26 protein-coding genes are annotated in these 24,451 nt (G+C 64.0%); 10 read left to right on the top strand and 16 right to left on the bottom strand.

The window, feature by feature from the left end:
* Nucleotides 1–207 precede the first annotated feature (207 nt).
* Entirely contained in the window at nucleotides 208–2,526 is a 2,319-nt protein-coding gene (hypF, locus tag KBA32_RS08685) for a carbamoyltransferase HypF (RefSeq protein ID WP_294357547.1), read from the top strand.
* A gap of 18 nt (nucleotides 2,527–2,544) precedes the next feature.
* On the opposite strand, the gene KBA32_RS08680 is transcribed toward hypF, so the two are convergent.
* The 6 genes from KBA32_RS08680 to KBA32_RS08655 form a co-directional block, all read right to left on the bottom strand.
* Nucleotides 2,545–3,564: a septal ring lytic transglycosylase RlpA family protein gene (locus KBA32_RS08680; protein ID WP_294357545.1), complete on the bottom strand. Its 1,020-nt coding sequence runs from the start codon at nucleotides 3,562–3,564 to the stop codon at nucleotides 2,545–2,547.
* Between the two features lie 18 nt (nucleotides 3,565–3,582).
* Nucleotides 3,583–4,626, bottom strand: a complete 1,044-nt coding sequence (gene rodA, locus KBA32_RS08675) for a rod shape-determining protein RodA (RefSeq protein ID WP_294357570.1) — start codon at nucleotides 4,624–4,626, stop codon at nucleotides 3,583–3,585.
* 65 nt (nucleotides 4,627–4,691) lie between these two features.
* Nucleotides 4,692–6,629 (bottom strand): penicillin-binding protein 2, encoded by a 1,938-nt coding sequence (mrdA, locus tag KBA32_RS08670; RefSeq protein WP_294357543.1) that lies wholly within the window; start codon nucleotides 6,627–6,629, stop codon nucleotides 4,692–4,694.
* A gap of 11 nt (nucleotides 6,630–6,640) precedes the next feature.
* Entirely contained in the window at nucleotides 6,641–7,162 is a 522-nt protein-coding gene (gene mreD, locus KBA32_RS08665) for a rod shape-determining protein MreD (RefSeq protein WP_294357541.1), read from the bottom strand.
* 3 nt (nucleotides 7,163–7,165) lie between these two features.
* A complete protein-coding gene (gene mreC / locus KBA32_RS08660) occupies nucleotides 7,166–8,092 on the bottom strand; it encodes a rod shape-determining protein MreC (RefSeq protein WP_294357539.1) in 927 nt (308 codons plus the stop codon).
* Nucleotides 8,093–8,260: 168 nt separating this feature from the next.
* Nucleotides 8,261–9,304 carry a rod shape-determining protein gene (locus KBA32_RS08655; RefSeq protein ID WP_294357537.1) on the bottom strand — a complete coding sequence of 348 codons (1,044 nt, stop codon included), beginning with the start codon at nucleotides 9,302–9,304 and terminating at the stop codon, nucleotides 8,261–8,263.
* A gap of 102 nt (nucleotides 9,305–9,406) precedes the next feature.
* On the opposite strand from KBA32_RS08655, the gene gatC reads away from it, so the two are divergent.
* The 4 genes from gatC to gatB are packed head-to-tail and all read left to right on the top strand — an operon-like array spanning nucleotide 9,407 to nucleotide 13,172.
* Nucleotides 9,407–9,694, top strand: coding sequence for an Asp-tRNA(Asn)/Glu-tRNA(Gln) amidotransferase subunit GatC (gatC, locus tag KBA32_RS08650; RefSeq protein WP_294357535.1), 288 nt, complete (start codon nucleotides 9,407–9,409; stop codon nucleotides 9,692–9,694).
* Nucleotides 9,691–11,157: an Asp-tRNA(Asn)/Glu-tRNA(Gln) amidotransferase subunit GatA gene (gene gatA / locus KBA32_RS08645; protein WP_294357533.1), complete on the top strand. Its 1,467-nt coding sequence runs from the start codon at nucleotides 9,691–9,693 to the stop codon at nucleotides 11,155–11,157. Before gatC ends, gatA begins: the two co-directional genes overlap by 4 nt.
* Nucleotides 11,158–11,165: 8 nt before the next feature.
* Complete coding sequence (locus KBA32_RS08640) at nucleotides 11,166–11,684, top strand: hypothetical protein (RefSeq protein ID WP_294357531.1); 519 nt, start codon at nucleotides 11,166–11,168, stop codon at nucleotides 11,682–11,684.
* 36 nt (nucleotides 11,685–11,720) lie between these two features.
* Nucleotides 11,721–13,172: an Asp-tRNA(Asn)/Glu-tRNA(Gln) amidotransferase subunit GatB gene (gene gatB / locus KBA32_RS08635; RefSeq protein WP_294357529.1), complete on the top strand. Its 1,452-nt coding sequence runs from the start codon at nucleotides 11,721–11,723 to the stop codon at nucleotides 13,170–13,172.
* A 33-nt stretch (nucleotides 13,173–13,205) separates the two neighbouring features.
* Here gatB and KBA32_RS08630 read toward each other — a convergent pair whose 3' ends face one another.
* Nucleotides 13,206–13,850 (bottom strand): hypothetical protein, encoded by a 645-nt coding sequence (locus KBA32_RS08630; protein ID WP_294357527.1) that lies wholly within the window; start codon nucleotides 13,848–13,850, stop codon nucleotides 13,206–13,208.
* A complete protein-coding gene (gene pyrE / locus KBA32_RS08625) occupies nucleotides 13,834–14,481 on the bottom strand; it encodes an orotate phosphoribosyltransferase (RefSeq protein WP_294357524.1) in 648 nt (215 codons plus the stop codon). Before pyrE ends, KBA32_RS08630 begins: the two co-directional genes overlap by 17 nt.
* A gap of 37 nt (nucleotides 14,482–14,518) precedes the next feature.
* On the opposite strand from pyrE, the gene KBA32_RS08620 reads away from it, so the two are divergent.
* The 5 genes from KBA32_RS08620 (at nucleotide 14,519) to KBA32_RS08600 (ending at nucleotide 16,809) form a co-directional block, all read left to right on the top strand.
* Nucleotides 14,519–15,301, top strand: coding sequence for an exodeoxyribonuclease III (locus tag KBA32_RS08620; protein WP_294357522.1), 783 nt, complete (start codon nucleotides 14,519–14,521; stop codon nucleotides 15,299–15,301).
* Nucleotides 15,302–15,412: 111 nt separating this feature from the next.
* A complete protein-coding gene (locus KBA32_RS08615; protein ID WP_294357520.1) occupies nucleotides 15,413–15,733 on the top strand; it encodes a YqjD family protein in 321 nt (106 codons plus the stop codon).
* Nucleotides 15,734–15,747: 14 nt separating this feature from the next.
* Nucleotides 15,748–16,158 carry a phage holin family protein gene (locus tag KBA32_RS08610; protein WP_294357518.1) on the top strand — a complete coding sequence of 137 codons (411 nt, stop codon included), beginning with the start codon at nucleotides 15,748–15,750 and terminating at the stop codon, nucleotides 16,156–16,158.
* Nucleotides 16,139–16,459: a YqjK-like family protein gene (locus KBA32_RS08605; protein ID WP_294357516.1), complete on the top strand. Its 321-nt coding sequence runs from the start codon at nucleotides 16,139–16,141 to the stop codon at nucleotides 16,457–16,459. The genes KBA32_RS08610 and KBA32_RS08605 overlap by 20 nt, the downstream gene beginning before the upstream one ends.
* A 59-nt stretch (nucleotides 16,460–16,518) precedes the next feature.
* Nucleotides 16,519–16,809 (top strand): hypothetical protein, encoded by a 291-nt coding sequence (locus tag KBA32_RS08600; RefSeq protein WP_294357515.1) that lies wholly within the window; start codon nucleotides 16,519–16,521, stop codon nucleotides 16,807–16,809.
* Between the two features lie 10 nt (nucleotides 16,810–16,819).
* On the opposite strand, the gene KBA32_RS08595 is transcribed toward KBA32_RS08600, so the two are convergent.
* The 8 genes from KBA32_RS08595 to KBA32_RS08560 form a co-directional block, all read right to left on the bottom strand.
* Nucleotides 16,820–17,581: a uracil-DNA glycosylase family protein gene (locus tag KBA32_RS08595; RefSeq protein WP_294357512.1), complete on the bottom strand. Its 762-nt coding sequence runs from the start codon at nucleotides 17,579–17,581 to the stop codon at nucleotides 16,820–16,822.
* A complete protein-coding gene (locus KBA32_RS08590) occupies nucleotides 17,547–18,830 on the bottom strand; it encodes an AmpG family muropeptide MFS transporter (RefSeq protein ID WP_294357510.1) in 1,284 nt (427 codons plus the stop codon). Before KBA32_RS08590 ends, KBA32_RS08595 begins: the two co-directional genes overlap by 35 nt.
* The gene (gene metW, locus KBA32_RS08585) at nucleotides 18,827–19,438 is read right to left on the bottom strand and encodes a methionine biosynthesis protein MetW (protein ID WP_294357507.1); all 612 of its coding nucleotides are present in this window, start codon (nucleotides 19,436–19,438) and stop codon (nucleotides 18,827–18,829) included. Before metW ends, KBA32_RS08590 begins: the two co-directional genes overlap by 4 nt.
* The gene (locus KBA32_RS08580) at nucleotides 19,435–20,562 is read right to left on the bottom strand and encodes a homoserine O-acetyltransferase (RefSeq protein ID WP_294357505.1); all 1,128 of its coding nucleotides are present in this window, start codon (nucleotides 20,560–20,562) and stop codon (nucleotides 19,435–19,437) included. The genes metW and KBA32_RS08580 overlap by 4 nt, the downstream gene beginning before the upstream one ends.
* A gap of 355 nt (nucleotides 20,563–20,917) precedes the next feature.
* Nucleotides 20,918–22,666 carry a phosphoenolpyruvate--protein phosphotransferase gene (gene ptsP, locus KBA32_RS08575; protein ID WP_294357503.1) on the bottom strand — a complete coding sequence of 583 codons (1,749 nt, stop codon included), beginning with the start codon at nucleotides 22,664–22,666 and terminating at the stop codon, nucleotides 20,918–20,920.
* A 7-nt stretch (nucleotides 22,667–22,673) separates the two neighbouring features.
* Nucleotides 22,674–22,943 (bottom strand): HPr family phosphocarrier protein, encoded by a 270-nt coding sequence (locus tag KBA32_RS08570; RefSeq protein WP_294357501.1) that lies wholly within the window; start codon nucleotides 22,941–22,943, stop codon nucleotides 22,674–22,676.
* 30 nt (nucleotides 22,944–22,973) lie between these two features.
* Nucleotides 22,974–23,363 (bottom strand): PTS fructose transporter subunit IIA, encoded by a 390-nt coding sequence (locus KBA32_RS08565; protein WP_294357499.1) that lies wholly within the window; start codon nucleotides 23,361–23,363, stop codon nucleotides 22,974–22,976.
* A gap of 72 nt (nucleotides 23,364–23,435) precedes the next feature.
* Nucleotides 23,436–24,431, bottom strand: coding sequence for an FAD:protein FMN transferase (locus KBA32_RS08560; protein WP_367113764.1), 996 nt, complete (start codon nucleotides 24,429–24,431; stop codon nucleotides 23,436–23,438).
* Nucleotides 24,432–24,451 lie beyond the last annotated feature (20 nt).

Raw genomic sequence — 24,451 nt, 5'->3', positions numbered from 1 at the left:
ATCATACAAATGCACTCGGTAGGGCGCGACTCGAGTCTCGTTTGGCGGGCTGGACATGGTCAGTCTTCGCCCCGTAGAACTGCGGATTCCCGCACCCATGTGCTTCGGATAGAATGCGCCGCACTTTTGCGGTGCATTGAACCAACAACGCCTTCGCGGGTCTGCGTGGACTTTCTGTCCGCCGGCCGCGAACGATTACGGAGAGCCATGAGCGAGCAACTCACAGAGAACGCGGAAGTCATCTGTCAGCGCATCCGCCTGAGCGGCGTCGTGCAGGGCGTCGGCTTCCGTCCGCTGGTCTGGCGCCTCGCGCACGAACTCAAACTCTCGGGCTGGGTACGCAACGACGCGCAGGGCGTCGAGATCGAGGTCTGCGGCCTGCGCGAAGCGGTCGAGCTCCTGCTCAAGCGCCTGCATCAGGACGCGCCGCCGCTGGCGCGCATCGACGCGATCACCTCGCGCTTCACCGATTCGGTCGCCGTCTCCGACGACTTCTACATCCTCGACAGCCGCGGCGGACGCGCGGCGACGATGATCGGCCAGGACACGGCCATCTGCCGCAACTGCCTGGGTGAAATGTTCGCGCCGAACGGCCGCCGCTGGCGCTACGCCTTCACCAACTGCGCGCACTGCGGCCCGCGCTATACGATCTGCCACGGTCTGCCGTACGACCGCGAGCGCACGAGCATGAGGCCCTTCGTCATGTGCAAGAAGTGCCAGGCGGAGTACCGCAAGCCGGACGATCGCCGCCTGCACGCCGAAGGTAACTGCTGCCCCAAGTGCGGCCCGCAGATCTCGCTGCTCGACGTGCACGGCGACCCGATCGCCGGCGACGTCGTCGCCAACGCCTATGCCCTGCTGCGGGCCGGCAAGATTCTTGCGATCAAGGGGCCGGGCGGCTTTCACCTGGCCTGTGACGCCAAGAACGCCGAGGCGGTCGCCCTTCTGCGCCAGCGCAAGAACCGCAAGCACAAGCCGTTCTCGGTGATGTTCGCCAACGCGCTGTCGGCGACGACCTACGTGCAGGTCAGCGTCGGCGAGCCGGGCCTGCTCAACCTGCCCGAGCGGCCGGTAATCCTCTTGCGCAAGCGTTCGAGCTGCGACCGTGACATGGCGAACGTCGCGCCCGGGCTGCCCTGGCTCGGCGTCATGCTGCCGGTGTCGCCGGTGCATTACTTGCTGTTCCATGAAGCGGCGGGACGTCCTGCCGGCACCGAATGGCTGGACAAGGCCCAACCTTTCGCACTCCTGATGACGAGCGGCAATCCGAGCCGCGAGCCGCCGGCAATCGATAACATCGAGGCGCTACAGCGCCTGTCCGGCATCGCCGACGCCTTCCTCGTCCATGACCGCGACGTGGTGACCGGCTGCGACGACAGCATCGCGCTGTCCGGCCTCGGCGGCCTGCAGATCATCCGGCGCAGCCGCGGCTACACGCCGCGCTCGATCAAGCTGCCGCATCCCGGGCCGCCAATCCTCGCCGTCGGCGGGCAGATGAAGAACGCCGTATGCGTCACGCGCGGGCAGGAAGCCTTCGTCTCGCAGCACATCGGCGAACTGTCGAATACCGCGGCAAGCGCCTTCTTCGAGGAAACGATCTTCCATCTGCTCAAGGTGCTGGAAGTGTCGCCGGCGCTCGTCGCACACGATCTGAACAAGGATTCGCACGCCCGCCGCTTTGCCGCCGAAATGGCGCGCCAGCGCGGTATCCCGATGCTCGGCGTGCACCACCATCACGCGCACATTGCCGCCGTGCTCGCCGAACACCACATCAACGCGCCGATCTTCGCGCTGGCGCTCGATGGTGGCGAGATCGCGGCCGACGGCACGATCTGGGGCGGCGAGCTGCTCAATGTCGACGGCGCGCACTTCGATCGCCTGGGCCAGATCGTACCGATGCGCATTCCCGGCGACGAGGATGAATCGCGGGTTCCCTGGCGACTGGCCGGCTGCATCCTGAACGCCCTCGGGCGTACCGACGAAATCGAAGCGCGCTTTCCCGAGCAGCCGATGGCGCCGGTGCTCGCCGACCAGCTCGTCAGCGGCGAGGACTGCCGCAATGCATCGAGCCTTGGTCGCCTGTTCGACGGCGTCGCCAGCCTGCTCGGCATCAACCACGTCACACAGTTCCGCGGCCAGACCGGCATCCTGCTCGAAGGCAAGGCCGATCATTTCGGCGAGATACCGCCGCTCGCCGACGGCTGGCGCATCCGCGACGGCATGCTCGACCTGCTGCCGCTGCTCGCCGCGCTGGCTGACGAGAAACATCCTGAACGCGGCGCCGCGCTCTTCCACTCGACGCTGATCGCCGCACTCACCGACTGGCTGTGCACGGTGGCGCCGGAAGGCAGCACGGTCGCCGCGGGCGGCGGCTGCCTGCAGAATCAGGTGCTGGTGCGCGGCCTGCACAACAGCCTGAGCGCGCGCGGGCTGCATCTCGTCGAATCGCGCCGCCTGCCGCCGAGCGACGGCGGTCTGGCACTCGGCCAGGCGTGGGTGGCGCACCAATACTTGCTTGGGGCGTAGGCGCCCGGGGCGAGCGACTCAGCGTGTCACGAAGGTCGGCTTGTAGCCGAGCGCGAGGCGGATTCTCTCCGCCACCTTCTCGGCGTCGGCACGGCTCGCGTAGGGGCCGAGATGGACGCGATGGACGCCGCCCGCGCCGTTGACCTCGATCGCTTCGGTCAGCCAGTCGAGCTCGCGCAGGAGATGCAGGCGCAGGCTTTCGGCGTTGTCGGCGCTGGCGAAGGCGCCGAGCTGCAGGAAGACGCCCTTCTGCAATTCCTTTTGCGCTTCCTTCTGCAACGGTGTCGGCGGCGGCGTTTCCTCGGCCGACGCCAGCTTCGCCGCGAGCACGGCGATTTCGTCGGGAGCCGCCGCCGCCTCAGGCGCCGGATTCTGCGCCACCGGCGCGGCGGGCTGGGGTGTCGGCGGTTTGACCTGCGCGTAGGTCAGCGTCGTGCCGGAAGCGTCCGGCACGATCGTTTCGACCTCGACTTCGGTGCTGCCGTTGTTGATGTAGCCGAGACGGTAGGCGGCGGCGTAGGAGAGGTCGATGATGCGATCGGCGTGGAAAGGGCCGCGATCGGTGACGCGCACGACGACGCTCTTGCCGCTGGCGACGCTGGTGACGCGCACGTAGGACGGTATCGCCAGCGTCGGGTGCGCCGCCGTCATGGCGAACATGTCGTAGGGTTCGCCGATCGACGTATTCTGCCCGTGGAATTTCTTGCCGTACCAGCTGCCGATACCGCGTTGACGCAAGGGCCGCAGTGCCGTATCCGGCGTGTAGGACTTGCCTAGAACGACATACGGCCGGTTGGCGAAGCGGTGCAACGGCTCAAGCCGCGGCTCGGCGTCTGGAAGGTCGTCGAGGTTGTCGGGAATGTCGTCGCCCGGCCCGTCGTCCTTGTAGTAGCCACCGCCGCGCTTCTGCGCGACGGCCGACTTGCGCGGCGCTTTCGTACCGACCGAAGCATCGCCGTCGCTCACGCGCGCCGGCTGCCCGCCGCACGCGGCGAGCAGCAAGGTCACGAGCAGCAGTCCGGACAGGCGCAGGTTCACGTCAGCGACTCCGCAATCTCACTGCTTCACCAGCATCCGGTGGGCGTTGATGCTCATCAGGATCCCCATGCCGAGGAACAGCGTTACCAGCGCCGTGCCGCCGTAGCTCATGAACGGCAGAGGGACGCCGACCACCGGCAGGATACCGCTGACCATGCCCATATTCACGAAGGCGTAGGTGAAGAAGCTGAGCGTGATCGAGCCGCCGAGCACGCGCCCGAAGAGGGTCGAGGCGTTCGCCGAGATCATCAGGCCACGGATGATGAGCAGCAGGTAGAGCGCGCTGAGGATGCTGTTGCCGAGCAGTCCGCGCTCTTCCGAAAAGACGGCGAAGATGAAGTCGGTATGGCGCTCGGGAATGAACTCGAGATGCGTCTGCGTTCCTTCGAGCCAGCCCTTGCCGAAGTTGCCACCGGAGCCGATGGCGATCGTCGACTGGATGATGTGGTAGCCGGCGCCGAGCGGGTCGGTCGTCGGGTCGAGCAGCGTCAGGATGCGCTTCTGCTGGTAGTCGTGTAGCATGTTCCAGGCAAACGGCGCGGCGCCGGCGGCGAGGGCGACCATGCCGAAGATGATCTTCCACGGCAGGCCGGCGAAGAAGATGACGTAGAAGCCGGCGGCGCCGACGAGAATCGCCGTGCCGAGATCGGGCTGCTTGGCGATCAGCCCGAACGGGACGACCAGCAGCAGCCCGGCGACAGCGAAGTGGCGCAGCTTGAGCGCAGCTTCGTACTTGTGGAAGTACCAGGCGAGCATCAGCGGCATGGCGATCTTGAGGATTTCCGCCGGCTGAATGCGCGTGAAACCGATCGACAGCCAACGCCGGGCGCCGTTGACCTTGATCCCGAAAAAGAAGACGAGCACGAGCAGGATGACGCCGAGCACATAGAGTGGCACGGCGAAGCGCATCAGCTTCTGCGGCGGGATCTGGGCTACTGACCACATCACGCCGATGCCGATCAGCATGTTCATCACCTGCGCCGAGGTCCGGTCGCTGGCGTCGTGCGTCGCACTGAAGATCGTCGCCAGACCGAAGCCCATGATGATCAGGGTAATCAGCATCAGCGGGCCATCGATCCTGTCGGTCAGTCCGTGCCAGAAGCGGCGTAGCAGCTCTTGAACCACGGTCACTCCTCCTTTTCGCGCGCTTCTGCGTGCGCATCTTCGTGCGCAACTTCCGGCACGTCGTCGTCCTTCGCCGGGCCGTCCGGCGTCTTGCCGAGCAGATAGTAGTCGATCACCATGCGCGCAATCGGCGCGGCGGCCTGGGCGCCGAAACCGCCGTTCTCGACGAGCACGGCGAGCGCGATCTTCGGCTCGTCGGCCGGCGCGAAGGCGACGAACAGGCCGTGGTCGTGCAGGTCCTTCTTCAGCCGGCTGGCCTTATACTCGGAACCTCTCAGACTGAACACCTGCGCCGTGCCGGTCTTGCCGCCGGAAACGTACCCGGCGCCAGCAAAGGCGCGCGCGCCGGTCCCTTCGGTATTGACGCCGACCATCGCCTTCTTGATCGTGTCGATGTTCTGCTGCCTCCACGGCAGCTTGCGCAGCGGCTCGGGCTCGATCATCGTGCGCTCGCCCGTCTTGCTGTCGGTGATGTATTTGACAAGGTGCGGCCGGTAGAGGACGCCGTCGTTAGCCACCGCCGACATCGCCTGCGCCAGCTGAATCGGCGTGTAGGCGTTGTAGCCCTGGCCGATGCCGATCGAGATCGTCTCGCCGCCGAACCACTTCTGCTGTTCCGGGCGCTTGAAGCGCTTCTTCTTCCACTCGGGCGAGGGCAGCACGCCTTCCGATTCGCCTTCAATGTCGACGCCGGTCCGGCTGCCCAGCCCGAGCGTGCCCATGAAACGCGCGATGTTGTCGATGCCCATGTCGTTGGCCAGCGCATAGTAGTACGTGTCGCACGACTGGACGATCGACTTGTACATGTCGACCATCCCGTGGCCGCCCTTCTTGTCGTCGCGAAACGTGTGCCCGCCGAAGGTGTAGAACCCCGGGTCGGCAATCGCATATTGCGGCGTACGCTTGCCGAGTTCGAGCGCGGCCAGTGCCATGAACGGCTTGAAGGTCGAACCCGGCGGATAGGCGCCGTTGATCGCGCGGTTGATCATCGGCCGGTCGGGCGAATTGTTCAGCACATCCCAGTCCTCGCTGCGGATGCCGTCGACGAAGAGGTTGGGATCGAAGGTCGGCGTCGACACCATGGCCAGAATGCCGCCGGTTGACGGTTCGATCGCCACCAGCGCGCCACGGCGGTCGCCAAACGCTTTCTCGGTCATCTCCTGCAGCTTGGTGTCGAGCGTCAGCGTCAGGTCGTTGCCGGAGATGGGCGCCGTACGCGAGAGGCTGCGTATCGCACGACCACCAGCGTCGATCTCGACCTCCTCGTAACCGGCCAGGCCGTGCAACTCGAACTCGTACCGTTGCTCGAGGCCGGTCTTGCCGATACGTTCGGTCCCCTTGTAGTTGGCCGTCTGTTCCTTGGCATCGATCAGCTCGAGATCCTTCTGGTTGATGCGGTTGATGTAGCCGACGACGTGCGACGCCGACGCGCCGAGCGGATAGTCACGAAACAGACGCGCCTGCACATCCACGCCCGGGAAAAGATAGCGGTTGGCGGTGAAGCGCGCCACCTCTTCGTCAGTGAGCCGCGTCCGGATCGGGATGCTCTCGAACGACTTGCTCTCTTCGAGCAGTTTCTTGAAGCGCCGGCGATCCTTGGGCTGGATATCGACGTACTTGCTCACCGCGTCGATCGTCGCGTCGAGATTCTCGACCTTGGACGGCGTGATCTCGAGCGTGAAGGCCGAGTAATTGCGCGCCAGGACGACACCATTGCGATCCTGAATGACGCCGCGATTCGGCGCGATCGGCACGAGCGAGATGCGGTTGTCCTCTGCGCGGGTGATGTAGTAGTCGTGCTGGACGACCTGCAGAAAGAAGAAGCGCCCGATCAGCAGGCCGAAACCGACGACCACCGCCGCCGCCGCAACAAGGATGCGCGAGCGAAAACGGTCCAGGTCGGCGTCACGGGAATTGAGCGGCACGTAGCGACTGCGCACGACGAGCGTCCTCAGATGGGCCGGTTGGCATCACGGCTGACCGGCTGGTACTGCGGCAGGAGCAGGATGAAGGTCAGCGGCCACCACAGGCACACGCCGACCAGCGGGCCGATGAAATAGTCGAGGCCGGGCAGCGACGCGCCGGGCATGACGCGCACGCCGAACTGCACGAGCTGGATGAGCAACAACAGCGGCAGCACGTGCAGCGCTTGCTGCAGGAGCGGGAACCACAGGATGCGGCGCGACAGGTACGCCGCGCCGTAGGAGGCCAGGACGTAGGCCAGCGCGTGCTGCCCGAGCAGGCTGACGTCGGCAACGTCCATCGCCACGCCGAGCAGGAATCCGGCGCCCATGCCGACGCGCCGCGGCTCGCGAATGCTCCAGAAGACCAGAACCAGCGCGACCCAGTCGGGCACCCAGGGCCAGGCCGAGGTCGGCAGGAAATTGAGGACGAGCGCGGCGAGCAGGCTGAACACGATGAACCACGGCCGGACCGGCAGCAGGATGCGCGACGATGAAAAGGTGGGTTGCACGGTCTAGTCCTTCTTCAAGCGTCGTTTCTTGGGCACCGGCTTGGCCGCCTTGTTTTTGGTGCCGTCCAGCTCGGGAATCAGCTCGGCCGGGATTGGCGTGATTTCCTTGGGATCCATGACCATCACCTCGCCGAAATTCTCGACGCCGGCGACCGGCTCGCAATAGATGCGGGCGAACGAGAAGGAGGCGTCGCGTTCGACCTCCACCACCCTGGCGACCGGCGTCCCGGCGAGAAAGATGCTGTCGAGACCGGAGGTCACCAGTTCATCGCCGACCTCGATGTCAGCATTGGTCGGCATGAAGCGCAGCTCGAGCCGGCCATCGCCCAGGCCGAAAACGACCGAGCGCAACCCGTTGCGCACGATCTGCACGGGCACCGCCTGATCCTTGTCGGTAATCAGCGTAATCTCGGAAACGAAAGGGAAAACACGCGTCACCTGACCGACGAGGCCCAGTTCGTCGACCACCGGCTGTCCGGCAACGATCTTGTCCTGCAAGCCCTTGTCGACGATCACCTTGCGCGAGAACGGATCGCGCGCCGCATGCAGAACCTGCGTCACTCGGCCGTTGCCGTTTTGCCGCTGCTTCACGTCGAGCAAGGCGCGCAGGCGGGTGTTCTCGGCTTCCAAACGTTGCGTCCGCAGCACGGTCTCCGAAGCTTCGAGCTGCATTTTCTTCAGGCGGGTGTTTTCCTGCTCCAGACGCGTGATGTCCGAAAGGAAGACGCCCGCGCCTTGAAGCAGGCGCACCGGCACATGCGCGAACTGCTGCACCGGCCGCGTGAACAGCGAGATTCCCTGGCGCAGCAACTCGAGCGTCTGGAAACGCGAATCGACGAAGATCAGCGCAATCGACAACGCGGCGTAGAACGCCAATTGCGCCAGCGGCGCCGGCCCACGTTTGAAAAATGGTGGCGGCTGATGATCCATGGGTCAGTACAGAAAGAGAGGCAGATCGATCACCGGCAGGCGGGTCGCGATCAACAACAGACGCTTGTCAAGCGGAAAGCTCGCCGCCGCGAGACGGCGCCACCACCCGGCCTGGCGGTAGAGGTTGGCCCGGTCACCGGCGCCAAACTCGCCGCCTCCAGCGGCAGCTCAGTCAGAGGTGAAGATACTGCCAAGCTTGTCCATTCTCTCGAGCGCCATGCCGCAACCGCGCGCGACGCAGGTCAGCGGCTCCTCGGCAACGATGACCGGGAGACCGGTCTCTTCCATCAGCAGACGGTCGAGGTCACGCAGCAACGCGCCACCGCCGGTGAGCACCATGCCCTTGTCGGCGATGTCGGCGCCGAGTTCAGGCGGCGTCTTTTCCAGCGCCGATTTGACTGCGGAGACGATGCTGTTCAGCGGCTCGGTCAGCGCTTCGAGAATCTCGTTCGACGAAATCGTGAACTTGCGCGGAATGCCTTCGGCCTTGTTGATACCGGAGACTTCCATCTCGCGCACTTCGGCACCGGGGAAGGCGGAACCGATCTGCTTCTTGATGCCCTCGGCCGTGTTCTCGCCGATCAGCATGCCGTAGTTGCGGCTGATGTAGTTGATGATCGCCTCGTCGAGTTTGTCGCCACCGACGCGCACTGAACCGGCATAGACCATGCCGCCGAGCGAAATGACACCGACTTCGGTCGTGCCGCCGCCGATATCGACGACCATCGAGCCGGTCGGATCGGACACCGGCAGACCGGCGCCGATCGCCGCCGCCATCGGTTCCTCGATCAGGAACACCTGGCTGGCGCCCGCGCCGAGCGCGGATTCGCGGATCGCGCGGCGCTCGACCTGCGTCGACCCGGACGGCACGCAGATGATGATGCGCGGCGAGGGCGAGAGCAGGCGCGAGTCGTGCACCTTGCGGATGAACTGCTTCAACATCTGTTCGGTGACGGTGAAGTCGGCAATGACGCCGTCCTTCATCGGACGAATGACGGTAATGGCGCCCGGCGCCTTGCCGAGCATCTCCTTGGCGCTCTGGCCGACGGCCTGGATCGTCTTTTTGGCGTTCGGTCCGCCTTCCATGCGGATCGCTACGACCGACGGCTCGTCGAGCACGATGCCGCGACCGCGCACGTAGATCAGCGTATTGGCGGTGCCGAGGTCGATGGCCAGGTCATTGGAGAAATAACTGCGAAGAAAACTGAACATGCCTGAATCCCGTGAAAGCTCCGCATAGGGCTGCGGCGAGTAAAGCATTTATGATACCTTATAAGGCTCCCCGTTTTTATCATCTCAAGAATTTTCAATACCATGTCGCTCACCCTGGAACAAGTCCGGCGCGTCGCGCATCTTGCCCGGATCGAAGTCAGCGACGCCGAAGCGGAGACCACGCTCGGCCACCTGAACGGAATATTCACCCTGATCGAAACCATGCAGGCCGTCGACACCCAAGGCGTCGAACCGATGGCACATGCACAGGATCTTTCGCAGCGCCTGCGCGAAGACCGGGTGACCGAGGAAAACCGGCGCGCGGCATTTCAGGCGGTTGCTCCTGACACCGAAGCCGGACTCTATCTCGTGCCGAAGGTGATCGAATGATCAAGCGCAGCGTAGCCGCCCTCTCGCAAGCACTGGCCACCAAGGAAATCTCCAGCGTCGAACTGACCCGGCTTTATCTCGACCGGATCACGCGGTTCAATCCGGAAATCAACGCCTACATCACCGTCGATGCCGAGAAGAGCCTGGCCCAGGCCAAGGCCGCCGACGACCTGCTTGCTTCCGGAAACGCCACTCCGTTGACCGGCATCCCGCTCGCCCAGAAAGACATCTTCTGCGCCAAGGGCTGGCTGACGACCTGCGGTTCGCGCATGCTCGACAACTTCATCAGCCCGTACGATGCGACGGTGATCGAGCGCTTCAACGCGGCCGGCGCCGTCATCCTCGGCAAGACGAACATGGACGAGTTCGCGATGGGCTCGTCGAACGAGAACTCGTACTTCGGCGCCGTCAAAAACCCTTGGGATACGGCACGCGTGCCGGGCGGGTCCTCCGGCGGCTCGGCCGCTGCCGTTGCCGCCCTGATGGCGCCGGCGGCGACCGGCACCGACACCGGCGGCTCGATCCGCCAGCCGGCCGCCCTGTGCAACCTGACCGGTCTCAAGCCGACCTACGGCGTCGTTTCGCGCTACGGCATGATCGCCTACGCCTCGTCGCTCGACCAGGGCGGTCCGATGGCGCGCTCGGCCGAGGACTGTGCGCTATTGCTCAACGCCATGGCCAGCTTCGACGAACGTGATTCGACCAGCCTCGACCGTCCGCGCGAAGACTACGCGCGTGACCTGGACAAGCCGCTGGCCGGATTGAAGATCGGCTTGCCGAAGGAATTCTTCGGCGCCAGTGAACGCGCGGGTTGCTCCCCCGAAGTCATGCAACTCGTCGAAGCGGCGATCGCCGAGTACCGCAAGCTCGGCGCCGAGACGGTCGAAGTCAGCCTGCCGAACATGGAGCTGTCGATCGCCTCGTACTACGTCATCGCGCCGGCCGAGGCCAGCTCCAACCTCTCGCGCTTCGACGGCGTGCGCTATGGGTACCGCGCGCCTGAGTACGCCGACCTCGACGATATGTACGCGAAGAGCCGCACCCAGGGTTTCGGCACGGAAGTCAAACGGCGCATCCTGATCGGTACCTACGTCCTCTCTCATGGTTACTACGACGCCTACTATCTGCAGGCGCAGCGCATCCGCCGCCTGATCGCCAACGACTTCGTCGAAGCCTTCAAGCAATGCGACGTGATCATGGGCCCGACGAGTCCGAGCACGGCGTTCAGGCTTGGCGAGAAAGCGTCCGACCCGGTGCAGATGTATCTGTCGGACATCTATACCATCGCTGTCAACCTGGCTGGACTGCCCGGCATGTCGATCCCCTGTGGTTTCGCCAACGGCCTGCCGGCCGGCCTGCAGCTGATCGGCGACTACTTCAGCGAAGCCCGTCTGTTGAATGCGGCACACCGCTATCAGCTCGCCACCGACTGGCATACGCAGTCCCCGGCCGGGATTCTTTGAGTACTTCGATGCGATTCGCGCGACTTGCGCCGTTGATCCTGCTGCTTGGCGCCTGCGCAACGCCCGAACCGGCTGTGACGCCGAAGGCCGAGCCGCCGAAAGAAGCACCGGTCAAGAAAGCCGAGCGGATCGAGTCGCAGCCGCTCAAATACCTGCTCGGGCGCAATCTGAAGCCGATGCCGGAGAAGGAGCTGAACGTGAAAACGCGCTGCCGTTTTCGCGACGTGGCGGGCGGCCGGGGGTCGATGGATCTGCAGGTGAGCAAGGCCGAGGTCAAGCGCTTCACCGCCGAGGTGTCGATCCCGAAACAGGGCCTGTGCCGTTTCGACATCAAGAATTTCCAGCAAACGGCCAAGCTGCCCAACGTCGTACTGACGGACGCACAAAGCAGCTGCGTCGTGCGCATGTGGGAACAGGAAAAGGGCGTAACCGTGGCATTCAACGCCTGCGAATCGAAGTGCAGCGGCGACGCGTTCAGCTACCTCTGGCCGATCCTGGTGGATACGCGCAACGGCCGCTGTTCATGAACCGTACAATAAACTGTGCATAGTGAGTAAAACGCGATGAAACAATGGGAAGTCGTCATCGGCATCGAGACGCACGTTCAGCTTCAGACGAACTCGAAGATTTTTTCCGGCAGCTCGACGGCGTTCGGCGCCGAACCCAACGTCCAGGCCAACGCCGTCGATATCGCACTGCCTGGCGTCCTGCCCGTGCTGAACAAGGCCGCGGTTGAATGCGCCATCCGCTTCGGCCTCGCTGTTGAAGGCACTGTCGCACCCAAGTCGGTATTCGCGCGCAAGAATTATTTCTACCCGGACCTGCCCAAGGGTTACCAGATCAGCCAGTTCGAACTGCCGGTCGTCGTCGGTGGCAAGGTCGCCATCCAGCTCGGTGAAGGCGAGAAGCTGATTGAAAAGACGATCAACCTGACGCGCGCCCACCTCGAAGAGGACGCCGGCAAATCGCTGCACGAGGACTTCCATGGGAAGTCGGGGATCGATCTCAACCGCGCCGGCACTCCGCTGCTCGAAATCGTCACCGAGCCGGACATGCGCTCGTCCGCCGAAGCCGTCGCCTACGCCAAGGCGCTGCATTCGCTGGTGCGCTGGATCGGCATCTGCGACGGAAACATGCAGGAAGGATCGTTCCGCTGCGACGCCAACGTCTCGGTGCGCCCGGTCGGGCAAAAGGAGTTCGGTACCCGGCGCGAGATCAAGAACCTCAACTCGTTCCGTTTCATGCAGCAGGCGATCGATTTCGAAGTCCACTGGCAGATCGCCGAAATCGAGGATGGCCGCGCCATCCAGCAAGCGACCGTGCTCTTTGACCCCGATACGGGCGAGACGCGTGCGATGCGCTCCAAGGAAGACGCGCACGATTACCGCTACTTCCCCGATCCGGATCTGCTGCCGCTGCTCATCGATCGCGACTGGGTCGCGCGCGCGCGCGCCGCGATGCCCGAACTGCCCACGGCGAAACGCGACCGCTTCATGAGCGACTACGCGCTCTCCGCTTACGATGCCAAGGCGCTGACGGTATCGCTTGATATCGCGGACTTCTTCGAAGCGGCCGTCGCTGTTGCCGGCAAGGCCAGCGCGAAGCCTTGCGCCAACTGGATCTGCGTCGATCTCGCCGCACGCCTGAACAAGGAAACCCGTGACATCGCCGCCTCACCGGTCAGCGCGACGAAACTCGGCGGCCTGGTAGCCCGGATCGCGGACAACACCATCTCCAACAACATCGCCAAAAAGGTGTTTGAAGCGCTCTGGAACGGAGAAGGAGCAAGCGCCGATGAGATCATCGAGAAACAAGGACTCAAGCAGATCACCGACACCGGCGCCATCGAAGCGCTGATCGATGGCGTTCTGGCAACGAACGCAGCGATGGTCGCCGAGTTCCACGCCGGCAAGGAGAAGGCGTTCAACGCGCTCGTCGGACAGGCGATGAAGGCAACCAAAGGCAAGGCCAACCCGCAGCAGGTCAACGAACTGCTGCGCAAGAAACTCGGGTAATTGACGCTCTGCGGCCGGATCAGCCGATCCGGCCTAGCGCTCAGCCGTCACGCCGCGCCGCGAAAGATCAAGGTAGCGGCGTTTTTCTTCATCGTACTTCGCGCGAATGATCTCGACTTCCTTGTTCTTGGATTCGATGATTGCCTGCTGCGCCCTGATCTCGGCGTCGGCGTCATTCAGCCCTTTCTGAACCTCGGGCGGTAGCTGTTTCTTCTTGTAGAACTCGGCCTCGTTCTGGAACTTCACGCGCTGCGCCTTGATCTCGGCAATACGCGCGTCGGCCGCGGCAATCGACTTCTCGACGTCACCCAGCGCCCGTTCGCGCATTGCGTCGATATCCCCAACGCTCCCATAGGTATTGAGCAACGCCAGATCTTTTCGCCGCTGCTCTTGCCGCGCGGCCTCCTCGACCTTGCGTCGTTCGTCCTCCGCCGCACGCTCGGCGCGCTGCTCCGCGGTCATCGGCGCCTCGACATTGCGTACCGTGTGCCCGGAATCGCCGACTTCACGATACGCACGTCCGTAGCACTCTTGCGGCATCAGATCGCCGCACACCTGCTTGCCGTTGCTGTCGGTACAGCAATAGAGTTTTCCTGCCGCCTGCGCGAGCGGCGCCCCGGCCGATACGGCCAGCGCGACGAGCAGAGCCGGCAGCGGCAGTTTAACGGTCGCGGGCAACGCCGTATTCCTGACGATAGCGCGCCACCGCCGCTTCGCTGGCCTTGAAGTCGGGACGATCGCGCAGGAAAGCCATCAGATCGTCGAGGCTGGCGACAGAGACCACCGGAATGCCATAGTCGCGCTGAACTTCCTGCACGGCCGACAACTCGCCCGTCCCGCGTTCCATGCGGTCCAGGGCGATGACGACGCCGCACGGCGTCGCGCCGGCGGCACGGATGATGTCCACGGATTCGCGCACCGATGTTCCGGCCGAAATGACATCGTCGATGATCAGCACGCGGCCGGCCAGCGGCGCGCCGATGATGTTGCCGCCTTCGCCGTGGTCCTTGGCTTCCTTGCGATTGAAGGCGAACGGCAGGTTGCGGCCGGCCTGCGCCAGGGCCAGCGCACTCACGGCGACGAGCGGAATTCCCTTGTAGGCAGGCCCGAACAGCATGTCGATCTCAATGCCGCTGGCCATGATGGCCTGCGCGTAGAATCGGGAGAGCCGGTCGAGCGCCGCGCCATCGTTGAACAGGCCGGCGTTGAAGAAGTAGGGCGACAGGCGCCCGGCCTTGGTCTTGAACTCGCCGAAGCGCAGAACGTTCTGAGCAAGGGCGAACTCAATGAATTCCTGACGAAAGTCCATATCACACCAAGCGAAGCCGCACGGGCTGGGAGCGCACATGTTACGCATCATTACCTTAAATCTCAACGGCATCCGGTCGGCATGGAACAAGGGCGTTCTGCCCTGGATGGCGGCGCAAAAGGCCGATATCGTCTGCCTGCAGGAGCTGAAGGCGCAGGAAGCGGACCTGAGTGAAGACATGAAGGCGCTGGACGGACTGCACGCCTACTACCACGTTGCGGAAAAGAAGGGCTACAGCGGCGTCGGGCTGTGGTGCCGGCGGGAACCCGACGACGTGAAGATCGGACTGGGCAATACCGAATTCGACGCGGAAGGACGCTATCTGCAGGCCGACTTCGGCAAGCTTTCGGCCATATCGTTGTACCTGCCATCGGGATCGAGTTCGCCCGAGCGGCAGGAGGCCAAGTTCCGCTTCATGGATTTCTTCTACCCGCACCTCGTCGAACTCGCACAAAGCGGGCGCGACGTGCTGGTCTGCGGTGACTGGAACATCGCGCACCGCGAGATCGACCTCAAGAACTGGAGAGGCAATCGCAAGAACTCGGGTTTCCTGCCCGAGGAACGCGCCTGGATCGGTCGCGTGCTCGACGAGGCTGGATGGTCCGACGTCTACCGCCGGCTGCACCCGGCGACGACCGACGAGTGCTACACGTGGTGGTCGAATCGAGGCCAGGCGTGGGTGAAGAACGTCGGATGGCGGATCGACTGCCAGTTGGCAACCCCCGGCCTCGCCGCGACCGCACGATCCGCTTCCGTTTATAAGGAACAGCGCTTTTCCGATCACGCGCCACTGACCGTCGACTACGACTATGCGCCCTGAATTTGCGCATTGATCTGAGTCCGCAAATTGGATACTCTAAGAGCGATGGTTCCGAAAGCTCCGCAGTTGCGGGCCATATTTCCGTCTATTCCTTCCAATGTGAGGTGTGCCATGCCTGAAGCCGTCGATATGACCAATTCCAGCAAACAGAAACTCGTTTCCGACATGAAGGTCGTCGTCTCCGACGCTGAAGAAATCCTGCGTGCGACAGCGGGTGTCGCCGGCGAGAAGATGGTCGATCTGCGCGAGCGCATCGCCGAGCGCCTGCGCGATGCCAAACTGCGCCTCGCCGACGCAGAAGCCGCGCTCGTCGACAAGACAAAGGCCGCCGCCCGCGCCACCGACGACTTCGTCAATGACAAGCCCTGGCAGGCCGTCGGCATTGCAGCGGGCATCGGCCTCCTGCTCGGCATCATCATCGGCCGGCGCTGAGCTTTACCCGCGCAATGGCTGAAAGCGCCGGCGGCGACGCGAACGGCTTGTTCGCCGCCCTGAAGGGAGTCGCCGCAACGCTGCTGGCGAGCGGCAAGACGCGCCTGGAGCTTTTCGGCAACGAGATCGAGGAGGAGAAGCTACGCGCCATGCAGTTGCTCCTCCTGGCGCAGGGCATGGTGTACTGCTTCGGTGTCGGCGTTATTCTCCTGGTCGCGCTGATCAGCGTCCTGTTCTGGGACAGCCGGCTGTTTGTGCTGGGCGTATTCGCGCTGCTCTTCCTGCTGGCGGGTGGATTTTTCCTGGCGCGCTTCAAGAAGGCGACACAGCGGCCCGACCGGGTCTTCGCTGCCAGCCTGGCGGAGCTGAAGGAGGATCTGCGGCAGTTGAAGGCGGCGATGGGCCATGAACCGCCAGCTCAATGAACTGCATCTGCGGCGCGGGCGACTCCTCGAGCGCATCGCTGTGCAGCGAGCTGACTTGGAACGTGATCTGCGCCCTGTGCGCGCCTCATTGTCGAGAGTTGACCGCGTCATCGGCCGCGTTCGCTCCCTTACCGACTACATCAAGCGGCACCCGAGCATTATTGCACTCGGCGTTGCCGGGCTGTTCATGGTCCGGACGGAGGGCGCCTGGCGCTGGACAAAACGCGCCTTCTTCGCGTGGCGCGCCTGGCGGGCGTTCGGCGACAAACTGACCGCCCTCGGTACACGGGCCCGACAGTGAAGTGGCAGCGAAAACGGGGGAACGCACCAAAAAACGCAGGTTCCGGCACACTCTCCCGCATGATGGACTCGCAAAAGCGGCAGGCTCGTGCCTTCGTCGCCGACTTGCTGCGTATGCGTGGATTAATGCCGTTGCTGATGAAGAATCGCAACGGTGGCGCATGGACTCCGGCGGAGAAAGCCGAACTGCTCGGTCAGCTGCGGACGCTCTCGCGCATCTCGCCGTACCTGCTGTTCCTGTTGCTCCCCGGTTCGGCGCTGCTGCTCCCGGTCTACGCCTGGTGGCTCGACCATCGCCGCGAACCGCGCCTGAGCGAAACCGACGCGCCGGCGCGCACCGACCGCGTTTGATCCGGCCGCGCTACGCCCAGATACCCTGAGCGATCATTTGCCGGGTGGCCGCTTCCGCCCATCCACGGTTCGCGGCCGGGCTGGCCGGACTCGGATGCAGCACCTTGCCGATCCGAACGCCCGTTCGATCCAGAGCTTCGCGCGCCCGCGCCTCGGCAAAGCCGCCGATGCCGATAACCCACTCGGGCTGCAAATGAGCGACGAGTTTTCTCAGATGCACGTCACATGCAACGTAGAGTGGGTCGGCTTCGCGCGCCGGTAGTTTGTCCGGCGTCAGGTTGCGCCCGTGGTCGAAGAAGGCGAGCGGGCAGTAGTTGGCCACGAAATGCTCGGCAAAAAAAGCCTCGGCCGAAGCAAAGCGCTGCTGGAACAGCCCCCACAAGCGCCGGCCGCTGACTTCGGAGCGCGTGCAGGCAAAGCCCTCGACCGGACGCTTGGGGTTCTCCCTCGTCGGTTTGTCGACCTTGGCATCGATTCCCATCCAGTCGCGCACGGCGCCGATCTCGCCGAAGGGAACACCGCATTGCACCATGCCGAACGGTCCGGGATTCATGCCGATGAAGACGACGCGCTTGCGGCCGTTGCCGAAACGGCGCAGGTACAGCTCGTGCGGCGCCCAGGCATAGGCGAGCGGGTTGTAAATGTGCGAAACGGGTGCGGCGAAGTCGAGCTGATCGACTGCGCCCGACAGGGCTCGGGCGGCCGCCACGAGCGCGTCAGCCGTTGAAATATTGTCGTCAGACACGTGCATGCCCTTTCGCAGTCGCTTCATTCCAGGGCGCCACGCGCGAGAGCAGCAACATGCCGGGGACGGCCAGCACGGTGCACAGCAGGAAAAAATGGAACCAGCCCATGCCCTCGACCAGCCAGCCGGCTGAGGCGTTGATGAAGGTGCGCGGTACCGCGGCAAGGCTCGTGAACAGGGCGAACTGCGTCGCCGTGTACGCCGGATGCGTGGTACGCGCGATGAAGGCGACAAAGGCCGCCGTTCCCAATCCGACGCCGAGCGCTTCGAAACCGATCACGAGCGCCAGCGACAGCCGCTGCGCCGCGCCAATCTCGCTCTGCGCGCCCAGCCAGGCGAGCCAGGCGAAGCCGAGGATGGATACGAGCTGCACGACGCCGAACAGCCACAGCGCGCGGTTGATTCCCAGGCGCACCATCCACAAACCGCCGAGCAGGCCGCCGATTACCGCCGGCCACAGTCCGGCGTGCTTGGCGATCAGGCCGATGTCGGTCTTGGTGAAACCCATGTCGAGATAGAACGGCGTCGCCAGCGCGGTGCACAAGGAGTCGCCGAGCTTGTAGAGAAAGATGAAGGCGAGGATCAACAACGCGCCGCGCAGTCCGGAGCGCGTGATGAATTCGTGGAACGGCTCGACGACGGCCTCACGCAGCGTTTTTGGACTGGCACCGGTTACCGCCGGTTCGCTGACGAGAAGAATCATCACCATGCCGGGAATCATGAAAGCGGCCGTAATCCAGAAGACCTGAGACCACGGCAGTAGGTCGGCCAGGATCAGGGACAGCGAGCCGGGCACGAGGCCGGCGACGCGGTAGGCATTGACGTGCACCGCGTTGCCCAGTCCGAGTTCGACGTCGGCGAGAAGTTCGCGCCGGTAGGCGTCGAGCGCGATGTCCTGCGTCGCCGAAAAGAGCGCGAGCAGCGCGGCGAGCCAGAGCACCGGCGTGATGTTGGTCGTCGGAGACAAGCCGCCGAGCGAGCCGATCGCCAGCAAGAGTCCGATCTGCATGAGGAAGGTCCAGCCACGCCGCCGGCCGAGCAGCGGCACGGCGTAGCGGTCGAGAAACGGCGACCAGAGGAACTTCCAGGTGTAGGGAAACTGGATCAGCGCGAAGAAACCGATCGTCTTCAGATCGACACCCTCGCTGCGCAGCCACGCCGGCAGCAGGTTCAGCAGCAGGTAGAGCGGCAAGCCGGAGCTGAAGCCGGTGAACACGCAGATCAGCATCTTGCGCGTCAGCAGGACGCGCAGCGACTCGGACAAGCGGACACTCATGCCGGCTTGCGGCCAAGACGGTAGAACGCGAGGCTGCCGTTCAGATTCGGATCGTCGGCGACGGGTTGGCCGGCTTCGTCGAACGCCAGTCGCTCGCGCACCTCGATGCCGAGCTTGTCGCACAGCGCCTCGAAATCGGCGATGGTGAAGAAGCGCACATTCGGCGTGTCGTACCACTCGTAGGGCAGGTCCTCGGAGACCGGCATGTGGCCGGAGGCGATGGCCTTGCGGTTCGTCTGGTAGGCGAAATTGGGGAAACTCACCACTGCCTCTTCGGCGACACGCAGCATCTCGCCGAGGATGCGCTCGGTCGCGTGCATCGCCTGCAAGGCCTGCGAAATGATCACGTGGTCGAAGGAATGGTCCTCGAAACCGGAAAGGCCGCGCTCGATGTCGATCTGGATGACGTCGACGCCGTTGCGGATGCAGCCGAGCACGCGTTCGTGGTCGATCTCGACGCCGTAGCCGACGACCCCTTTGGTCTCGCGCAGGTAGCGCAGCAGCCGTCCGTCGCCGCAGCCGAGGTCGAGCACGCGCTCACCGGGCGGAATCCAGCGGGCGATGACGGCAAAGTCGAAGCGTTCCCGCTCTTTGGCCGTGAAGTTCATAGCGAAATATTCTCCAGGTAGGCGCGCAGCACCGCGTGGTAGTGCGCGTCGTCGAGCAGGAAGGAATCGTGCCCCGCATCGCAGTCGATCTCGGCGTAGGCGACGTGGCGGCGGTTGTGCAGCAGGGCGAAGACGATCTCGCGCGAACGCGCGGGCGAAAAGCGCCAGTCGGTTGAGAAACTGGCGACCAGGAATTTCGCCTTGGCACGCGCCAGCGCTGCGGCCAAGTTGCCGTCGTAGGCGAAGGCCGGATCGAAGTAGTCGAGCGCCTTGGTCGTGATCAGGTAGGTATTCGCATCAAAGAAGCCGGCGAACTTGTCGCCTTGATAGCGAAGGTAGGACTCGATCTCGAAATCGACGTCGTAGCTGAACTTGTGCTCGCCATGGCGCAACTGCCGGCCGAATTTCTCACCCATCTGGCTATCCGACAGATAGGTGATGTGGCCGATCATGCGCGCCAGGCGCAGACCGTTCTTCGGCACGACGCCGTGCTCGGCGTAGTGGCCGCCGTGGAAGTCCGGGTCGGAAATGATCGCCTGGCGGGCAACCTCGTTGAACGCGATGTTCTGCGCCGACAGCTTGGGCGCCGAGGCGATCACGATGGCGTGGCGAATGCGCTCGGGAAACTGCAGCGACCATTCGAGCGCCTGCATCCCGCCCAGGCTGCCGCCCATCACCGCCGCCCAGGTATCGACCCCGAGGTGATCGGCGAGCCGCGCCTGCGCCGCGACCCAGTCTTCGACGGTGACCATCGGAAAGTCAGCACCGTAGCGCTTGCCGGTTTCCGGGTTGATCGAGATCGGGCCGGTCGATCCGTAGCAGCCGCCGAGATTGTTCACGCCGACGACGAAGAACTTGTTGGTGTCAAGCGGCTTGCCGGGACCGACGAGATTGTCCCACCAGCCGACGTTGCGCGGATTGTCGGCATAGACGCCGGCGACGTGGTGACCGCCGGACAGGGCATGGCAGACGAGGACGGCGTTCGAGCGCGCCGCGTTGAGCGTGCCGTAGGTTTCGTACACGAGGTCGAAACCGGGCAGGAGCGCGCCGCTCTTCAGCGGCAGCGGCTCATCGAAACGGACCCGTTGCGGCGCAACGACTCCGACAGACTGTTCTTGTGACATTTCCATCGCGACCCGAAAACGAAAAACCCAGTCGGCACAATAAAAGCGGACTGGGTTGGTGCCGCTTTAGCCGTATTTGTTGAGCGCCCGCAAGCTGATTGTTCAAATCGGCGCTGTCGGGGGAAGTTACCGTTCGTCCCCGCAATTGTCAAACGTGCGGATCACAACCGATTCATCCTAAAAAACTCAGTTCTTCACCGCAAAGGCGCAAAGATCGCGAAGGTTCGCAAAGAAAATCAAAGCGCTACGCGAACAGCACCTATCTTCCATCTTGACCCACAGGGTGAATGGTCAAGTACGACCCACCTGTTGTTTCCTTTGCGATCTTTGCGCCTTCGCGGTGAGGTTTTCAGGTTCATACCTGCATCAGGTTGAGCCGTTCGATCTGCTCCTGGATCTTCGACGACTCCTCGAGGCGCAGGATACGCCGGACGATGGGCACGAGCTCCGAGATGTCGCTCTGCTTGATGCGCTGCTTGACCGCCGGGATCTGTGCCGGGTGCATCGAGAACTGGCGCAGGCCCATGCCGAGCAGCAGGCGCGTCAGCGTCGGATCGCCGGCCATTTCGCCGCACATCGACACCGGCACGCTGGCCTTGTCGGCGCTGCTGATGATATGGGCGAGCAGCATGAGAACAGCCGGATGCAGCGGATCGTAGAGGTTGGCGACGTGTTCGTCGGCGCGATCGATGGCCAGCGTGTACTGGATCAGGTCGTTGGTGCCGATCGAGATGAAGTCGAGGCGACGCAGGAACAGACCGACGGCGAGCGCGGCAGCCGGCACCTCGACCATGCCGCCGATCTCGATGTTTTCGTCGAACGCGATCTTCTCGCCGCGCAGGCTCGATTTCGCCTGTTCGAGTGCCGCCAGCGTCTGGTCGATCTGATGCGCGTGCGAAAGCATCGGGATGAGGATCTTGACCTTGCCGAACTTCGAGACGCGCAGGATCGCGCGCAGCTGGGCCTGGAAGGTTCGCGGTTCAGCGAGCGACAGGCGGATCGAGCGCAGGCCGAGCGCCGGGTTGTCGCGCTTGCGATCATCGATCGTCTCGTAGGGCACGTTCTTGTCGTTGCCGAGATCGAAGGTGCGGATCGTGATCGGGCGCCCTTCCATGCCCTTGACCACCTTGCGGTAGGCCTCGAACTGCTCGTCCTCGCTCGGCATGTCGCCGCGCCCGAGGAAGATGAACTCGGTGCGGAAGAGGCCGACGCCCTCGGCGCCGCTGTCGAGCGCCGCGGCAACGTCGCCCGGCTCCTCGATGTTGGCAAGGAGGTCGATCTTGACCTTGTCGAGCGTCGTCGCGCGCGCCGTCTTCAGCAGCTTGAGCTTGGAGCGCTCGATCTCGAACTGGCTCTTCTTGAGCTGGTATTCCTCGAGCACCCGCTGATCGGGATTGACGATGACGACGCCGCGCGTGCCGTCGACGATCAAGGTCTCCTTGTCGTGGATCAGCTGGCGGGCGTTGTGCAGGCCGAGCACGGCGGGGATGCCCATGCCGCGCGCGAGAATCGCCGTATGCGAGGTCGCACCGCCGACGTCGGTGACGAAGGAAGCAAAGTTCTGGTCCTTGAACGCCATCACGTCGGACGGCGACAGGTCGTGGGCGACGACGATCAGCGTCTCGCCTTTCGCGCCCTTCGGTGCCTTGAGTGTCGTCTGATCGCCGCGCCCGACGAGTTCGCGCACGACGCGCTCGACGACCTGGCGCACGTCGTAGCTGCGCTCGCGCAGATAAATGTCGTCGATTTCCTCGAACTGGCCGACCAGGATCTCCATCTGCTGCACGATCGCCCATTCGGCGTTGCAGCGCCGCTCGCGGATGATCTGCTTGGGCACCTCGCACAGTTCGGGGTCGGCGAGGATCATCAAGTGCAGTTCGATGAAGGCACCGATGTCCGTGGGTGAAGCCTCCGTGGCTCTCTTGACTGCGGCCAACTCGCCGCGCACACGGGCCAGAGCGGCATCGAAACGCGCGATCTCCTTTTCGACCAGACGCGGCGAAATGACCAGGTGCGACACCTCGAGCGTGGCCTGCGAGATGAGGTGCGCCTGCCCGATGGCAATCCCCCCCGATACCGCCAGACCGTGCAGAGTGAAGCTCATGGTATGCCTACTCTCCTTCACCGAACTTGTCCGCGATCAGTTTAAGGATGGCGTCGAGCGCCTGCTGCTCGTCGTTGCCATCGGTCTCGACGACGATCGTCGAGCCCTTGCCGGCGGCCAGCATCATGACGCCCATGATGCTCTTGGCGTTGATCCGGCGCGGTCCTTTTTCCAGCCAGACTTCCGAACCGTAGCTGCCGGCAATCTGCGTCAGCTTGGCCGACGCGCGGGCATGCAGCCCGAGTTTGTTCGCTATTTCGATTTCAGCACGTACCATTGCAAGTCCTGTCGGTCGATCGGTGGTGCGCTAGTGTCGGTGCATGTTGATGACGCCATCGTGCCCGCCGCTGATGGCCTTCTTGATCAGCGTTTCCATGCCGTTCTTGCGGTAAGTCAGCGCGCGCAAGAGCATCGGCAGGCTGAGGCCGGCGACACACTCGACGCGCCCGGGTTCGAGCAACTTCAACGCGAGATTGGCGGGCGTCGCGCCGAGAATGTCGGTGAGGATCAGCACGCCGTCGCCTTCGTCGACTTCCTTGAGCAGCAACTGGGCCATCGGCAGGATGTCGAGCGGATCGTCCTGCGCTGCAACCCCGAGCTGGCTGATCAGGGGAGGGCGCTTGTTGAGCACATGACAGATGTTCTGGATCAGGCTTTCGCCAAACGTACCGTGCGTTATCAGGAGAATACCGATCATGGGCGCGTGTTCCTTGGAAATCCGATCCACATTCTAAGGGATTCCGCGTCGTTCGTAAGCGCCGGATGCCGCTCAAGGCAGGATTTCGAGGCCCTCCGGCGCTTGCCCGACGAATTCGAGCCGCGCCTTGAGCTTTCCGCTCACCTGCACACGGCCGCCCGAATCGATGCGCAACACCTGGTCGACGCCCATTTTCCGCGCTGCCGCCGGCCATTCCGGACCGGCGATGAACAAGGGCTTCGAGGCCACATCCGAAAGCGTGCCGGCGGCCGGACGCGGCGAGACGAGGACGGTGACCGCCTGCGTGTGCGTCACCGGTTCGCCGCTGCGCGGGTCAAGCACGTGACAATAGCGCTTGCCGTCGAGTTCGAAAAAACGCTGGTAGTCGCCCGAGGTGCCGATCGCCTCGCCGTCGAGCAGTTCAACCGTCGCCAGCGGCCCTGGCTGGCGCGGATGCTGGATACCGACCTTCCAGTGTTCGCCGTTCTTGTCGCCCAACGCCATGACGTTGCCGCCGATGTTGATCAAGGCATTCCGCACGCCCTGAGAGTGCAGAATCCCGGCGGCCCGGTCGAGCGCGACGCCCTTGAGATATCCACCAAAGTCGAGGGCAACCTGAGTACTCCTGCTGCTGACCTCGACGCCATCGACCCTCAGATCAGCAATGCCCGGACGGGCATTCCGCCATGCCGCCAAAGCTTCGGGATCGGGCAGGACAGGCTTGAACTCGTCGGACTGGAATCCCCACAGCCGGATCAGGCCGCCGACCCCAGGGTCAAAACGCCCATCGCCCGAGGCAGAGAGGCGCTGCGCGTCGGCGATGAAAGCCGCGAGTTCTGGCGTAACGGCGTGTGGCCGTCCCGCAGCGATGGCGGCGTTGAGTTCGCTCAGTTCGGAAGGTTGCCAGGCGTGGTAGGTCCGGTGCAGACGGTCGAATTCGCGCAGCACGGCGGCGGCTGCAGGGCGCGCCCGCGCTTCGTCGAGACCGGCAATGAGGATCTCGACGCGCGTGCCGAAAACATAAGACTCCTGCTGGTGCAGTGGTGCCTTGCCGCACGCCGTCAGCAACAAACCGACGGCGAGAAGCA

The organism is Propionivibrio sp., assembly GCF_017995515.1.
Classification (GTDB): domain Bacteria; phylum Pseudomonadota; class Gammaproteobacteria; order Burkholderiales; family Rhodocyclaceae; genus Propionivibrio.
Note: the sequence above shows the minus strand (reverse complement) of the source record. Positions and strands in the feature narration are given on the sequence as shown.